16 protein-coding genes and 1 pseudogene are annotated in these 15,597 nt (G+C 40.4%); 8 read left to right on the forward strand and 9 right to left on the reverse strand.

The features are described from left to right. The 3 genes and pseudogenes from GMD4S_RS13630 to GMD4S_RS10380 all read left to right on the forward strand — a co-directional run. Positions 1-198, forward strand: a pseudogene (locus tag GMD4S_RS13630) (DUF3278 domain-containing protein); the annotation flags it as partial. 10 nt (positions 199-208) lie between these two features. Beyond that, positions 209-550 carry a hypothetical protein gene (locus GMD4S_RS13825; RefSeq protein ID WP_000838128.1) on the forward strand — a complete coding sequence of 114 codons (342 nt, stop codon included), beginning with the start codon at positions 209-211 and terminating at the stop codon, positions 548-550. Between the two features lie 12 nt (positions 551-562). After that, on the forward strand, positions 563-1,102 hold the full coding sequence (locus GMD4S_RS10380) for a DUF3278 domain-containing protein (RefSeq protein ID WP_000711237.1): 540 nt from the start codon (positions 563-565) through the stop codon (positions 1,100-1,102). A gap of 109 nt (positions 1,103-1,211) precedes the next feature. Here the strand turns inward: GMD4S_RS10380 and GMD4S_RS10385 are convergent, their stop codons facing one another. Genes GMD4S_RS10385 through GMD4S_RS10420 form a run of 8 tightly spaced genes read right to left on the reverse strand, consistent with a single transcriptional unit; the run spans position 1,212 to position 8,232 of the window. Beyond that, positions 1,212-2,213: a LacI family DNA-binding transcriptional regulator gene (locus tag GMD4S_RS10385; RefSeq protein WP_000412460.1), complete on the reverse strand. Its 1,002-nt coding sequence runs from the start codon at positions 2,211-2,213 to the stop codon at positions 1,212-1,214. Positions 2,214-2,272: 59 nt separating this feature from the next. Next, positions 2,273-4,174 (reverse strand): alginate lyase family protein, encoded by a 1,902-nt coding sequence (locus GMD4S_RS10390; RefSeq protein ID WP_000657072.1) that lies wholly within the window; start codon positions 4,172-4,174, stop codon positions 2,273-2,275. Between the two features lie 21 nt (positions 4,175-4,195). Then, positions 4,196-4,489 carry a preprotein translocase subunit YajC gene (locus GMD4S_RS10395; protein ID WP_000381735.1) on the reverse strand — a complete coding sequence of 98 codons (294 nt, stop codon included), beginning with the start codon at positions 4,487-4,489 and terminating at the stop codon, positions 4,196-4,198. Beyond that, on the reverse strand, positions 4,489-5,307 hold the full coding sequence (locus tag GMD4S_RS10400; RefSeq protein ID WP_000148024.1) for a PTS system mannose/fructose/sorbose family transporter subunit IID: 819 nt from the start codon (positions 5,305-5,307) through the stop codon (positions 4,489-4,491). Before GMD4S_RS10400 ends, GMD4S_RS10395 begins: the two co-directional genes overlap by 1 nt. Beyond that, positions 5,294-6,073: a PTS mannose/fructose/sorbose/N-acetylgalactosamine transporter subunit IIC gene (locus GMD4S_RS10405; protein WP_000026611.1), complete on the reverse strand. Its 780-nt coding sequence runs from the start codon at positions 6,071-6,073 to the stop codon at positions 5,294-5,296. Before GMD4S_RS10405 ends, GMD4S_RS10400 begins: the two co-directional genes overlap by 14 nt. 14 nt (positions 6,074-6,087) lie before the next feature. Further along, a complete protein-coding gene (locus GMD4S_RS10410; protein WP_000211086.1) occupies positions 6,088-6,579 on the reverse strand; it encodes a PTS sugar transporter subunit IIB in 492 nt (163 codons plus the stop codon). 10 nt (positions 6,580-6,589) lie between these two features. Then, entirely contained in the window at positions 6,590-7,786 is a 1,197-nt protein-coding gene (locus GMD4S_RS10415) for a glycoside hydrolase family 88 protein (protein WP_000592046.1), read from the reverse strand. An 11-nt stretch (positions 7,787-7,797) separates the two neighbouring features. Further along, complete coding sequence (locus GMD4S_RS10420; protein WP_000706823.1) at positions 7,798-8,232, reverse strand: PTS sugar transporter subunit IIA; 435 nt, start codon at positions 8,230-8,232, stop codon at positions 7,798-7,800. 271 nt (positions 8,233-8,503) lie between these two features. On the opposite strand from GMD4S_RS10420, the gene GMD4S_RS10425 reads away from it, so the two are divergent. The 4 genes from GMD4S_RS10425 to GMD4S_RS10440 are packed head-to-tail and all read left to right on the forward strand — an operon-like array spanning position 8,504 to position 11,650. Next, positions 8,504-9,319, forward strand: a complete 816-nt coding sequence (locus GMD4S_RS10425; protein ID WP_000185874.1) for a gluconate 5-dehydrogenase — start codon at positions 8,504-8,506, stop codon at positions 9,317-9,319. An 18-nt stretch (positions 9,320-9,337) separates the two neighbouring features. Next, positions 9,338-9,979: an RpiB/LacA/LacB family sugar-phosphate isomerase gene (locus tag GMD4S_RS10430; RefSeq protein WP_000684780.1), complete on the forward strand. Its 642-nt coding sequence runs from the start codon at positions 9,338-9,340 to the stop codon at positions 9,977-9,979. Between the two features lie 30 nt (positions 9,980-10,009). Then, positions 10,010-11,011: a sugar kinase gene (locus tag GMD4S_RS10435; protein WP_000161467.1), complete on the forward strand. Its 1,002-nt coding sequence runs from the start codon at positions 10,010-10,012 to the stop codon at positions 11,009-11,011. Between the two features lie 9 nt (positions 11,012-11,020). After that, positions 11,021-11,650, forward strand: coding sequence for a bifunctional 4-hydroxy-2-oxoglutarate aldolase/2-dehydro-3-deoxy-phosphogluconate aldolase (locus GMD4S_RS10440; RefSeq protein ID WP_000167290.1), 630 nt, complete (start codon positions 11,021-11,023; stop codon positions 11,648-11,650). Between the two features lie 126 nt (positions 11,651-11,776). Here GMD4S_RS10440 and GMD4S_RS10445 read toward each other — a convergent pair whose 3' ends face one another. Beyond that, positions 11,777-14,980, reverse strand: a complete 3,204-nt coding sequence (locus GMD4S_RS10445) for an LPXTG-anchored hyaluronate lyase (protein WP_001193745.1) — start codon at positions 14,978-14,980, stop codon at positions 11,777-11,779. A 222-nt stretch (positions 14,981-15,202) separates the two neighbouring features. Between GMD4S_RS10445 and GMD4S_RS10450 the strand changes: the two genes are divergently transcribed. Further along, positions 15,203-15,597: glutathione peroxidase (locus GMD4S_RS10450; RefSeq protein WP_000205051.1), on the forward strand; the 395-nt coding region annotated here is incomplete at its 3' end.

Here is a 15,597-nt window from a genome sequence, read left to right on the forward strand (position 1 = left end):
ATCTATGGCATGGGCATGTTCTTTGGAATACCGCTTCTGAATGTCCTAACCGATGATAGCAAGGATTATCTTGGTTCTCTTTTAAATACAGGGCATTTTGTATCAACTATCCTAGCTACCTTCTTCTTCGGAGTGACCATACAAATTATCGTCTCTCTTCGCATTCAAAAGGCCAAGAAAGACCAAGAAGACGACTAGGAGGTGCCTTATGAAATCACTAGCTAGACTACTGATCAGTCATGTTTTTATCAGTATCTTTGTTACCTTTTTCCTACTTTCTGGACATATTGAGCATCCTTTCTTGATTTTCTTTCTTTTATTCCTTCCTGTATTGAACAAGGGACAGAGATCCCAGAAAATCCAATCAAAAAAAATACGTCTTCTAAACGCATCTCTCTGTTTTATCCTCGTATCCTTTCCACAACTTTTAACAAATCCTATGGATTGGAGATACCTGGTATTTCTAATAATCTGTATCATTTTTAGTTTGGTTTACTTCTATACTCTCTATCAACTCTTTAAAGAAATCAATCAAAAATCGCTCATTTAGGAGATTACTCCCATGAAAAAAGAAGATCTCACCACTCGCTTACTCAAACTATTCTTTCACATACAAGGCCCCTTTGATGAATGCCGCCAAGAGATAATCTACAAGGCAGGTGCCCGTGCCTTAATCCAAATCGTATACTCCTCCCTCCTACTCTTCTTGTTCTATCTCCTATTTGGACGCTTCATAGAGTTGGTTCGAGATGCCATGCCCTACCTCTATTTTGGACTTATCTTCGTCCTCTCATCTAGGGCGAGACTAGCAGTTCGCGACTTACATTTAGACAAGGATGACCCGTCCGAAATCCATCACAAAAGATACAGCAAAAGTCAAATCAACCTTCGTAGTTGGGGTGTATTCATCAGCATTCCAATTGGCTTGTTTGTCTTATCAGCCTTTCACAAACTCTTTGTTCAGCATCTTCCCCTCGATACCTTTTGGGACAATCTCTCCCAGTTCGATAAAATGCTCCCTTTACTAGTCTTGGGTTTGGGAATTGGTGCCATCTTTGGAACCATGACCTATGCCTTTTTATCGGAACACGTTAAAAAATAGACCAAGATTCGCTAATTTTTTAATTTATAGGCAAAGAATCCCACCTAGTTCGTTCTAGGTGGGATTCTTTTATTTCTTAACAGAGGTCACAAGTCATTTCCCTTTCATCTTAGAAAGTAGACTCTTTCCAACTCACACTACAATCCAAGACTTGTTGCCTTTCTTCTTGATTGCGGCCTTCAATCTGGTCAATCAAAATCTTTGTAGCCTGTTGTCCTTCTTCAAAGGCGGGCTGAACCAGCGTCGAAACACTTGGAGAAGAAAAGCAAGTCCACTCCGTATTGTCAAAACCAATCAACCCAACTTGTGGCAAGTTATAGTTCAACTCTTTGATAACGGTAAAGACTAGAGGTAGGGCCCAACAGTTAGGAACAAATACCAGAGTTTTTTCATCGGGATTGATTTCTTTTTGTAAAAATTCCTTAATTTGTTCCAAATTCGTATGCTTATCTTCAATGGTTAGACTGGCGTGGCGCATATTAGCATCTGTCAAAGCATCCACAAAACCACTTGCCCGCTCAATCCGAGTACTCAAGCGACTCGTATCCGCTGTAATCAAAAGAAAATGCTCATAACCTTTTTCGATACAGGACTGGGTCATGTCATAAACGGCATCATAGTTATTGGTTTTGACCCAGCTAGTCCGGTGTTCATAGAGCTGACTATCAAAAAAGACCATTTTCTTCTTTTTCTCATCGATGATACGAGAATATTTTCGGAAATTAGAGGTCGGCTGAATAATAAAGCCGTCTACTCCCAAGAGAAGCATGCTTTCAATATACCGGTCCTCACTCTCTTGGCTGTAATTACTATTTCCTATCATTACCTGGTAGCCATTCTGGCTGGCGATATCCTCAATTCCCTTAACAATTTGGTTTGAGAAACTGTTGGTAATATCACCGATCAAAACACCAATTAATTTTGTTCGTTTGGAGTTTAAGCTACGCGCAACAATGCTCGGTTTGTAATTTGTTTCATGAATAACTTTTTCAATCTTTTCACGTGTCTCTCGGGACATTTTTTCATATTTCCCGTTTAGGTAAAATGACACGGTTGTTTTCGAGGTCTGAGCCATTTCTGCAATGTCTTTTATGGTCAGTTTCTTCTCCAATCTAAAACACCTCCTACTAATACTTAGTATAACATATTCACCATTCAAAATGCCTATTTCTAGCACTGCAAGCGAATCATTCTCTCATTTATTTTATCATATACTAGACATTTCCCACGCATTTTTGTTCCGTCAACGAGGCATAATTTTTCACCTACACAAATGTCCTCGCTTAATAACAAAATCAGCTTGTCTGTTTCGTCATTTTTCACTTCAAAAGCCAGAGCATTTTCCACTTCACGACCATCTGTCTGGTAGACAGAATGAAGGATGATTTCAAAACTCTCATGCGCAATGATGGTATAATCCAGCATCTGATTCTCAAAGAATTGGCGCTTGGTGAGTTTGCTGCTTTTTTCAAGTTCATTGTATTTAGGAGAAATAATGGTAGCTTCTAAATCAAAATCAACTTCACTCCATAGTCTCAACTGATTGATTTTCCCATCTTGATAGGTCACATCCTTGTCAAGAATAAACTGGGTCAACGCCTCATGCTGACCTTGACACCTGATATCATCTACCAAGAGCCAGACATCCTCTGCCAACATGAGGATTTTTCTCCTGTAAAGATAAGGCAAATCAGGATCTACTGACAAATAAGCCCCCTCAATATAATGCACTCCCTCTCTTTCTTTGTGGTGACAAAACAGGGAGTGAGGATAGTATTCATATTCCCAGGATCCCGTAATCCTTTCTGGAGCTTTCCCATCTACCATACAGGTCGAATGACTCCAAGCACTCTTTAAGAGATAACGTTCATCTATCTCCCGATAAGAATAACGCCCAGCATCTATGAAAATCGGTTGACCTTGATACTGTAAGCAAAAACTATTCTCGTCACTATGGCTATGGGCACTTCCCATCGGGCCGTTTTTGAAAAATAGATAACGATGTTCATCCTTAATGCAGACATGTCCAGAGTCTTCAAAGATCATGGACTTAGGCTGCCAAGCTCTCTTTTCAAATTCCTGCAGTCGCTTGACCTTTTCTCGCCCTAGGAACAAGAGGCTAAGCAAATCAACTTTAACATCCAGACCGTTAAGAAGATCTTCCTTGTTCAAAACCACAGCAGACAGGCTCAAAATCTCTGTCGTTTCTGTAGAATCGCTATCACCAAAAGCCAGAGTCCGTCCATCCAGGCCTGTCATCATCTGAATGTAAGTCGCCATCTTTTCCAGCAACTCTTGAAAGCTATCTTGCAAGTCTGGAAGCAAGAGACACAAGTCTAGCAAGGCTTTATAAACCTCTACATGATATAGAATCGACTGTTCAAACTGGCTTCCATCCTCTAAAATCTGCTTCTCAATTTGCTGTTTCAACTCCTCTGAAGCAAAAAGGTAAACTTCTTCTAAATCCATCTTATCTGAAAAGAAATGATAGATAGCAAGCATAGGAATTGTTTGTAAAATTCCCCAGTTACTAAGGGTGTACTTGGCGCGATAGTGGCTTTTCATAAAGTCAATCTGCTTTTCTAGACTGACCAAAATTTTCTCTAGCTCTTCCTCTTCTAGCAAGTCAAATTTCGAGAAGAGCAAGAGTAGTTTTAACCAAGTAAAGGAACGAATGCCTGTATCCAAGGTTCTAGTCATCAAAGATTGAGGAGAAAACTCTCTCACCTGCTCAATCCAATCAAATAGAAAGAACTTGCACTTTTGAATATAGCCCTTATCTCCCTCTACCAGATACCCTATCATAAACTGCAAGAGATATTCTTGTCGATTGAGCATATAAACCCATTCTGGATCATCTTCAAATACTTGATTCCACACCATCGGCTGGATTTGATAGATTTTTGAACAAGGTTCCATATCCCAAGGACTATCAAACATAAAACGATTGTCCATCAAGCGTTCAAGGGAACGCTTGACCTTCTCATAGTCTTTTGAACAGTGGGACAAGATATAGTCACGACATTGGTCCCCGTCAACTCTTTCAAAAAATTGTCTTCTTTCTTCTTTCATTATCTTTTACCAGAAAAAGAACTACTTAAAAAGCAGTTCTTTTGTCTTTCCCATTACACTTTCCTTTTCTACATAGATGACGACTCCTTTTGCAATCTGCAAAGAGATCAAGTCATCTTTGATAGAAATGATTTTTCCATGAATTCCAGACAACAACAACACTTCATCATCAGATGTTAAAGAAGCTAAATACTCTTGTCGTTGCTCCATCTGTTTGCGAAGCAACTTTTGCTGACGAATAGAATGAAAGCTTGACAGTAAAAGGGGGCTCACTGCCAAGACAATCACTATTCCATAAAACAATGTCGTATCCATTAAGCTAGAATCTTAAGCCAGCTTCCGATAATTCCGATGATAACTGTTAAAATAACGAGTTTATATGTTGTCCATTTCTTTTCTTTGATCAAGTAGTAAACTAAAAGTGTAAATAGGGCTGGTAGAAGAGCCGGAGCAACCTTATCAAGCATTCCCTGAATGCTTACGATACTTTGTTTAGCGTCTGCTTTTACTTCCCCTGCAGCAAAGGTAATCGGCACCATAATCTTAACAGATGTCGCTGCCAAACCAGCAATTACGGTTACACCGATAATATTGGCAATACGAGAAATCGTTGCCATCTGTTCGCTTAGTTTATCAATCACAGTTGTTCCTAGTTTGTATCCATACAGACCAGTTGACAATTTAATAGCTGTCAAAATCGTATTCATCGCAAGGAAGAACAAGATTGGACCGACAACCAAGCCTTCTTGAGCAAACGAAGCTGCGATGGTTGAGAACAATGGAGCTAAACAAAATTGAGAGAGAGAATCCCCAATACCTGCCAATGGTCCCATCAAGGCCATCTTGATGCTACGTGTTTCTTTTGCTGGGCGACCATTTTCCAACATTACAAGGTGCAAGCTGGTAATAAAAGGCAGGAAGTGTGGGTTGGTATTATAGAATTCACAGTTTTCTTCCAAGGCTTGGTAGAAACCTTCCTGATCCGCTCCATAGTGTTTTTTCAAAGCAGGATACATTACATTGGCATATCCCAACCCTTGATAGTTACTATAGTTAAATCCATTTTGTAAAAAGAATGCCCGCAAAGACGTTTTAAGATAATCACGTTTTGTTAATTTGTTAGATCCAGTCATCGTGTGCTTCCTCCTCTACCACATGATTCGCTGTTTTTGGCTTGTTATAAAATTCAATCAAAGCAAAGATAGTACCTACAATTGCAATACCAATTGTTGGGATGTTTAGATAAGCTGCACAAACATATCCCAATAAGACAAACGGAATCAACTCTTTCTTAGCCATCACTGACAAGATCATTGCAAAACCGATAGCTGGGAGCATTTTACCAGCAACTGTCAAACCTGTAAGCAATACCGGTGGAATGTAGTCTACGAGTTTCAACAAGGTATCCATTGAAAGGGCACCCAAGCAACCCAAGGTAAATCCAATAAAGGCAAACAACCAAATTGTTGCATTTAGAGTAAACTTGAATTTCTTCAAATTATGGTTTTTCAAGTGCTTCATCGCCGTTTCAGGTGCTCCAGCACGTACAGTGTAAGCGAAAGTTTGTAAGAATTGAATCGCCACAGCAATCGGAGTAGAGAGGGCAAGAGCCGCTTCTGGACTGACTTTACCAGCACTAGTGATAGCCATCAAGGTACCAAAGATACCAGGTCCGATTGGGTTTGGTGGAACAGTACCTCCAGCACCAACACCGAATCCCATATAAGCCAATTCACCAATAGCTCCCATTGCAAGAGCAGTAGGCAAATCACCTAGAATAATTCCGACACCAAATGACAGAACAATACATCTATTGGTGTAAATTCCTAACAGCATTCCACTAAAACAGAAAGCTGTCCATAATCCAATTAAAATCGCTTGAAATACATTAATCGACATAACGATCTCCTCTTTTAAATATAGTCCAGAATATTGACTTCAACAGCTCCATCGTTTCCTGTTGGAGTTGTTTTCGTATTAAATGTTACTTGATGCGTTTGACTCAATTCCTTAAGAGCTACCTTGTCCTCTTCACCTAGGAAGATAGAGCGTGTCACCTGCTCTTTACCAGGGGCATTGTGAATGTTCCCGATATTGATTTCTTTGATAGGGACACCACCTTCTACCAAGGTTAAAGCATCTTTTACATCCTTCACAACGATAAAAATTGTTTGAGCAGGGTTAGCCTTGTGAATGATATCAATCACCTTTTGTAAAGGGAAGAAACGCATAGCAACTGAGTCTGGCACAACTGTTTTCATCAGAGTTTGTTGCATCTTGTCCGTGCTCACTTCGTCATTGGCGACAATGACCGTATTACAACCTAAGTATTTTACCCAAAGTTGTCCTTGCCCGTGAATCAACCGTTCATCGATACGGGTCATAATAATATTTGGCGTTGTCATATTTCTCCTCCTACCAATATAGGTTCCAGTCTTTGTAGAAACGGATAAGCGCTTCTAGGTAATAGTAGTCACCCCAGATATTGCCTTCATCCACTCCTTTACCTGAATGCCATGAGTACACACCGTGGAGGAGACTTGTCCCACCAGGGGTAAATTGATCATTTGCATAATGTTCGATCAAGGAACGAAGCATGGCATGCATAGCATGTTTATAAATATCTTTGTCAGCATCCACCTCTGGGAGATGTTTTAACATTTCATGAATCCCACAGACGGCGATAGCTGTTGCTGAAGAATCTCGTGATTGATCACTACCATCATTAAAAATCAAATCCCAATAAGAAACATGATCTTTTGGCAGACGATTCAAGAAATAATTGGTTACACCCTTAAACAAGTCAAAGCAGGACTCGTCTTTCAGATAACGATAAGTCAAAGGAATACCATAGACTCCCCATGATTGACCACGTGCCCAGCATGAATCATCACTATACCCTTGTCTCGTTACACCTTTAAGGGGTTGACCTGTCTCAGGATCAAAATAGAAGGTGTGGAAGGACGAAGCGTCATCACGGATTACATTATTAGCTGAAGCATAGAAATGACTTTCTGCAATATCGTAGTATTTTTGATTGCCTGTTTCTTGATAAGCAAAGAACAAGAGTTGAATATTGAGCAAGCAGTCGATAATCAAACGGTAATGTTCTTTTTTGCCCAAGTCTCCCCAAGCCTGAATGAAGCCACCTTTTTCTTGATAGCGTTCAATCAACTTATTTGCAGCTTTCAAGGCTGCTTCTCTAGCCTCTCCATCTCCATCTCCATTTATCTTATATTCAGCCATACAAGACGGTGTGTACAAGAAACCGAGATCATGGTGATCCAACTCTACTCTCTTATTGACACGCTCCAGAAAAGAAAGAACATTTTTATGTGCCATGTTTTTAAATGCATCCTGTTGACTGTATTCATAAGCCAACCACAGTTCTCCCGTCCAGAAACCATTGGTCCATTCTGTGTTATCCATAATTGGATAGACATTATCAAAGGTAGCTGGTGTGGGGAAATCTTCCTTGAAATAGTCAAGGTTGAGTTCTAACTGCCTAATAACCTTTTCAATTGCCTGACCGACTTCTTCTTTCGTCAGAAGTGGTACTTCTAAGAAGCGCTCAGGCGATTTTATTTCTTCAATCGTAATCTTTTTTATCATTCTTTAATCCTTTAAATACCTGATTCGAAATCTTCTTCCTCTGCCTCTACATCAGTTGAAAACAATTCTTTACCATTTACGACTCCGCCCTGGGCCGCCGCTACTGATTTATTAACAACCTCATCAAAGCTATGAGCCATTCTAGCAAAGACTGCTTCCATTAACATGGCTAAGTTCAAACCCGAGAGAACATTCATTGTTTTGGCTGGATTTTCTCCCATTATAGTAGAAGAAACCTTGAATGGCGATCCTCCCAAGAGGTCACTTAGGATTAAAACTTCTTCTTCATTTGAAATTGCAAGTAAGATTTTTTGCTTGAGTTCATCTGCTGACATTCCTTCCACAAAGTCAATCGCCTCCACATTTTCTTGATTGCCTGCAATCAATTGTAAAGAACTATAAATCCCTGTGGCAAAATGTCCATGCCCTACAAGTACAATTTTCATCTTTTCTCCTTCCTTGTTTGAGTTTACCGGTTTACTTTACATTTTCCATTGTAACCCTTTATTTTTATCTTGTCAATAGTTTTTTTAAAAAAATATTAGCGCTTTCATTGTTTATTTAACCATTACAATAGACAGAAATTTCAAAATCTTCCGTTTTTTTAGGAAAACAAAGATTTTTAGAAATAAAAATATTTAATTATTGACAAAACCGGTTTACTAGAATATAATTTGGTTATAGAGAAGTCTTAACAAATTTGAAAGGAAGTATCAAATGACAAATACATCATTCTCAATTGAGCAGTTTTCTTTAAAAGGGAAAATTGCTCTCATCACCGGCGCTTCTTATGGAATTGGATTTGCTATTGCCAAATCCTACGCTGAAGCCGGCGCTACTATTGTCTTTAACGATATCAATCAAGACCTAGTCAATAAAGGGATTGAAGCTTATCGTGAAGTTGGCATCGAAGCCCATGGATATGTCTGTGACGTGACAGACGAGGACGGTATCCAAGCCATGGTCAAGCAAATCGAACAAGAGGTTGGTGTCATTGACATCCTCGTTAATAACGCTGGTATTATCCGCCGCGTTCCAATGTGCGAAATGAGCGCCGCTGATTTCCGTAAGGTCATCGATATTGACTTAAACGCACCATTTATCGTTTCAAAGGCAGTTATTCCTTCTATGATAAAGAAAGGGCATGGAAAGATTATCAATATTTGTTCGATGATGAGCGAACTGGGACGTGAAACAGTTAGCGCTTATGCTGCCGCTAAAGGGGGCTTGAAAATGTTGACCCGCAACATTGCATCCGAATACGGTGGAGCCAATATCCAATGTAACGGAATTGGACCGGGTTATATTGCCACTCCTCAAACAGCACCTCTTCGTGAGTTGCAAGAAGATGGTTCTCGCCACCCATTTGACCAGTTCATCATTGCAAAAACACCTGCTGCACGTTGGGGAAATCCTGAAGATTTGATGGGCCCTGCTGTCTTTCTCGCTAGTGATGCCAGCAATTTTGTCAATGGCCACATCCTATATGTAGATGGCGGTATCTTAGCCTACATCGGAAAACAACCTGAGTAAAAATAGAAAGAAGATCTTATGAAAATCGCATTAATCAATGAAAATAGTCAAGCTAGCAAGAATCACATTATTTACGATAGTCTGAAAGAAGCAACAGATAAAAAAGGCTACCAATTATTTAACTATGGTATGCGTGGAGAAGAAGGTGAAAATCCATTAACATACGTACAAAACGGCCTAATGGCTGCCATCCTTTTAAATACAAAGGCAGTTGACTTTGTTGTTACCGGCTGTGGTACAGGTGTAGGGGCTATGCTTGCTTTAAACAGCTTCCCTGGTGTTGTCTGTGGTCTAGCAGTGGACCCAACTGACGCTTACCTTTATTCTCAAATCAATGGTGGTAACGCCTTGTCTATCCCTTATGCCAAAGGATTTGGCTGGGGGGCAGAACTGACCCTCAAATTGATGTTTGAACGCTTATTTGCTGAAGAAATGGGCGGTGGCTACCCAAGAGAACGTGTAATCCCTGAACAACGCAACGCTCGTATCTTAAACGAGGTGAAACAAATCACCCACAATGATTTGATAACCATCCTTAAAACAATCGACCAAGACTTCCTCAAAGACACCATCTCTGGCAAATACTTCCAAGAATACTTCTTTGAAAACTGCCAAGATGATGAAGTCGCTGCTTATTTGAAAGAAGTATTAGCCAAGTAAAGCTATTCTAAACCAGAAAGGAACTAATGGATGACGAAAATCTTACTGTTTGGCGAACCATTAATTCGAATCTCACCATTAGATGCCACCAGTATCGGCGATCATGTTGCCAGTTCGACTTATTTTGGCGGATCAGAAATTAATATCGCTTGTAATTTGCAAGCCCTGGGTATCTCAACGAAAGTCTTTACCGCACTCCCTGCCAACGAGATTGGAGATCGTTTTATTACATTCTTGAAACAGCACCAAATCGATACCAGTTCAATCTATCGGCTTGGCGATCGAATCGGCCTCTACTATTTGGAGAACGGCTTTGGTTGTCGTCAAAGTGAAGTTTTCTACGATCGTAAGCATACGAGTATCAGCCAGATTCGGCCAAACATGCTAGATATGGATTCTCTCTTTCAGGGGATTAGCCATTTTCATTTTAGTGGAATCACCGTAGCTATCGGTCAAGAGGTTCGTACGCTCCTTCTCCTACTCTTGGAAGAAGCCAAGCGCCGAGGGATTATCGTTTCAATGGATCTCAATCTGAGAACAAAGATGATTTCAGTCCTAGAAGCCAAGTATGAATTTTCTAAGTTTGCTCGTTTCGCTGATTATTGCTTTGGTATTGATCCTCTCATGATTGATGACCAAAATCTAGAGATGTTCCCAAGAGACAGAGCTAGCCTAAAAGAGGTGGAAAATCGCATGCAACTTTTAAAAAAAACCTATGGTTTCAAGGCCATTTTCCATACCCTCCGCTCTAGTGATGAGCAAGACAAAAATGTCTATCAAGCCTATGCTCTGGGAGAACGATTTGAAGAGTCTGTCCAACTAAAAACTGCAGTCTATCAACGAGTTGGTAGCGGGGATGCCTTTATCTCTGGTGCCCTTTACCAACTACTCCATCATTCCTCCCTAAAAACTAGCATTGACTTTGCAGTTGCCAGCGCAACTCTCAAATGTACTCTTCCAGGAGACCATCTCTCCACTCCCGCAGCTAGTATTGAAAAATTACTGGAAAATGCACAAGATATCATTCGTTAGGAGAATTACATGACCAAATCAGATACGATTATTGAACTAAAAAAACAAAAAATTGTCGCTGTCATTCGAGGAAATACAAAGGAAGAAGGACTACAAGCCTCGATTGCTTGTATCAAGGGCGGTATCAAAGCTATTGAAATTGCCTATACCAATCAGTATGCAGGGCAAATCATCAAGGAACTTGTAGACTTGTATCAGGACGATCAGAGTGTTTGTATCGGTGCAGGTACTGTGCTTGATGCCGTAACTGCTAGAGATGCCATTCTAGCCGGAGCAAATTACGTTGTTTCTCCATCTTTCCATGCTGAAACTGCAAAAATGTGCAATCTTTACAGCACACCGTACATTCCAGGCTGTATTACCCTCACAGAGATAACGACTGCACTTGAAGCCGGTAGTGAAATCATCAAACTCTTCCCAGGTAGTGCTCTCAGTCCATCATATATCTCTGCAGTCAAGGCGCCAATCCCACAAGTTTCCGTAATGGTAACCGGAGGAGTCGGCCTAAATAACATTCCTCAATGGTTCGCTGCTGGTGCAGACGCCGTTGGAATTGGTGGCGAACTCAATAAACTCGCTTCCCAAGGCGACTTTGACCGCATCAGCGAGATTGCCCAACAGTATGTTACACTCAGATAAAATGAAGTGAAAAAGGATAAGTGTTAACTTATCCTTTTTTAAAAGAAAAATCCGAAGATGTTTGACCTTCTTCGGATTTTTTCTATTTTCCACAGTTTCATGTGATTCATCTAGATGATGAACAAATCAGTTGTTCTTTCCTCTGCGGAACAGATAAACCGCCCCAAGTAGCAAGAGCCCTAGACTTGCCAAGATTGACTGACCTTCTCCTGTATGAGGGAGATTCTTTTGATCCGAATGGTTCTTTTCTTCTTCTGATTTTTCCTTTTCTTTTGAATCCTGAGTTTGTGGCTGAGCTGCTTGTTCTAACTTTTTAAAGACTTCCTGATCTGGCGCTGATTCCTGGGTTTCAGGATTGTAGTAGGCAACCTTATAGTCATCCCCTTCTTTTCGAATAGTATAGACTCCACGTTTCAAGACTTGGAATTGGTTGGAAATAGTAGAGACAGAATCATCATATTTCACAATGCCCCAAACTCCTTGTTTGGCATCATAAACAGACTGAAGGGTCTCATTGTTATCGATGAGGCTACTTTCTAACTCTTTTACCATTTGATTGAAGGTGGCACGATCCACGTTAGGGATGAGCATATAGCCATAAGAATCTCCATTTTGCTTATGAGCCTGACTAATCGTAAGAAATTCATTTTCGACTTCCTTGTCTGACTGTCCTTCATTGATATCCTTCCAAGATCCCTTTTGGACAGCCTTACTCATACTGATTGAACTCTTCTTAAAGAAAAAGTAACCAATATTCTTTTTCGAATTGGACGATTCTAAAAAGACACTTTGGGTTTCAGGATAATCCTTTTCTTGTTCTGGGAGGGAGGCTTCTTTATCATTGACATAGACTTTATATGGATCACTTGATTCCAGTTTTCTCTGGTCAATTGTAGTTGCAGCAGTATCTGTTGAAGTGTTCTGGATATTGCTTCCTAAAAAGGCAATCTTATCCTTCAGCATAAACCAGCTCTTATGAGCAGTCAATGTTTGATTCCAGTTAGTGAAATCCATGGTTGCTGTCGCATTGGCCTCATCTAGTTTGCTCGTTCCAACGAAAGCAGACGGTAGAACTTTACCTGTATCACTATCCAATCTCTTAGCATCCGTCTCTGTCGTACCAGGCATCTTATAGGGATTAACTGTTGGCCAGTAGCCATCGCTATAGTGACTCAAATCACCATTATAGAGATAGAACATCCCATCACTTGTATACCAACCACGTTTGTTTTCCTTGTTCATGTGTTCGTAATTCAAGGTACGACTGGAAAAGAGTGATAAGCCAAATCCAAACCCTTTCTCTGCATTGTACATAGCTGTTTTATCCATCTTGTTAAAGGCAGATAGGTAACTTGTTCTTGGAGTACTTGCGACTCCAGCATCGCTTAACAAGGATTGCATCAAACTGATATCCTTATAAGTCTTCAAATTCTTAAAGACATCATAATAACTATCTGATTGAACAATGGTCTTCACAAGACTCTGCAACCGTTGTTTGGTTTCTCCTTCAGACATATCCGCTATCCGGTGAATCCCTCTTAGTACTTCTACTGCGGCCACATGCCCCTCGCTATTTGCACGACTGATAGAGCGGCCACGACTCATATCCATCAGCTCTCCATTCACTAGCAAAGGAGCAAACGATTTATCAATCCAGTGGTACATGGTTTGCATTTTATCTTTATCGATTGGGCTCTTGGTCTTTTGAATAACTGGCAACAGTTGAGACAGGCCATCAATCAAGACATTTCCATAAGCACCCGTATAGGCAACATTGGTGTGGTCGATATAAGATCCATCCTGATAAAAACCTTCGCCTTGGTCTACCAACTTAAACACTTGCTCAATCGAACGAATGGTAGAAGAAATTTCTTGGTCATCCTTGCGCAGTAAACCAGCTATTACTTTTACCCTTCCCATATCCACTAAGTTTCCACCTAGGGCCTTAAATGGGTTATCAGTCGTCTTTCGGAAATGTTCGGGATCTGGCACAAATTTTTCAATCACATCTGTATATTTTTTTATTTCCTCATCTGAGAAGTATTCTTTCATCAGAGACAAGGTATTGTTGATGGCACGAGGTGTACCGATTTCATAATCCCACCAGTTCCCAACAATGCTCTTTTCACTATTGTAGACATGTTTATTCATCCATTCCATGGAATCCCTAACTGTTCGAATGACGGTTTCATCTTGATAATAACGAGAAGAAGGATTGGTCACTTGCTTGGCCATCTCCTCTAATTTCCGATAAGTGGCAGTCAGATTCGCAGACGTTTTATAATTTGAAAATTTTTCCCACAAATAGGTGCGGTCCGCCTGACTTGAAATACTGGATAGGCTATCAGCTACCTTTCCTTCCAGCTCCTGGTTTAACTTGGCCATCTGTTCATTTTTAGAATCATAGTATTGATTCCCAGCGATGATGCCATTCCAGTCATCCAAACGGTCTGTGTATGCATCCTTAACAGAGGCTAGAATCTTCAAAGGAATCTTTTTCACTTCCTTGCCATCTTTACTGATAATGACATTGGTTGTCCCTTCCTTAAGAGGTTCTAAAATTCCATTTTTGACTGAAGCAACGTCAGGATTTTCTACCTTATAAGTATAGTCCGCAAGAGCAAAGACATGTTTTTTCCCAATTGGTAAATCAATCTTTTCCTCAAGCTGTTTATCTGTTTGAGAATCCTCAGAAGGCTGGTCTGCTACCTCTACCAGCTCAATATCCTTAAAGGAAACAGTCCCTGTTCCCGTTTCATAGAATAACTCCAGCTTGATTTTATCAACATCTAAAGTCGGGCTATAGTCTGCTTCAATAGTCTGCCAGTCCTTTGTTCCCGACATTGTTGCAGAATTCCACAATTGCTTGTCCTTACCACTTTCCTCAATGATGCGAACCTTAGCAATCCCCACTTTATTATCTGTTTTAATCTTGAAACGCAGTTTATACTTTTTCTTAGCTTCAATAGGGACTATACGGTGAACTACTGCCCTTAGTTTCTCAGAACTTGAGATAGTGACAGCCCCATCCTTGGCTTCAATGACTCGAGTTGAGGCACCTGAAGAACTATTCTTCTGGTCTACCCAAGCTGACCACCCCTTAGCTTTGCTTCCTGTCCAAGGACTGCTTCCGTTCTCCGTCTGACTAAAATCACCATTTTCAACTAAATTTTTGGTATCCCTTTGCTGATACTGAACTTCCTTCTGGCTTTGCTGAATGGTATTCGTAGTCGTTTCTTCCGCTCCAACTGTCATATAATGGTTTAATAAAAATCCCGATAAAACAAGTGAAGACAAACTCACAATGAGCTTCTTTGTTTTTGTTTGCATGTGTACACTCCAATAAACATATTGTAAAATCAATAGGAACTAAATCTCAAATTAGAGATTTATAGCAACTGAGTAAACCGGTTTAATTAAATCATATCATTTTTAAAGTTATTTGTAAACGGTTTCTATCATATTGAGGGCTTATTCTTCAACAATATCTCCCATCCAACTCGACGAAAAGGGTAAAAACTGTTACAATGTAGAAAAAGAAAAGAGGCCCTCATGACCAGTGTATATGATTTTTCCGCTCTGAACCAAAACAACCAAGCAACTCCCCTGGAGAGCTATCGTGGCAAGGTTCTCTTGATTGTCAACACTGCTACAGGATGTGGTTTAACGCCCCAGTACCAGGGACTTCAAGAACTCTATGAACGCTATCAAGATCAGGGCTTTGAAATCCTAGATTTCCCTTGCAATCAGTTCATGGGACAAGCACCCGGCAGCGCAGAGGAAATCAATAGCTTCTGCAGTCTACACTACCAGACCACTTTCCCTCGCTTTGCCAAGATCAAAGTCAACGGCAAGGAGGCAGATCCTCTTTATGTTTGGCTAAAAGACCAGAAGTCTGGCCCGCTAGGAAAACGAATCGAATGGAATTTTGCTAAGTTTCTCATTGG

The organism is Streptococcus sp. GMD4S (assembly GCF_000296955.1).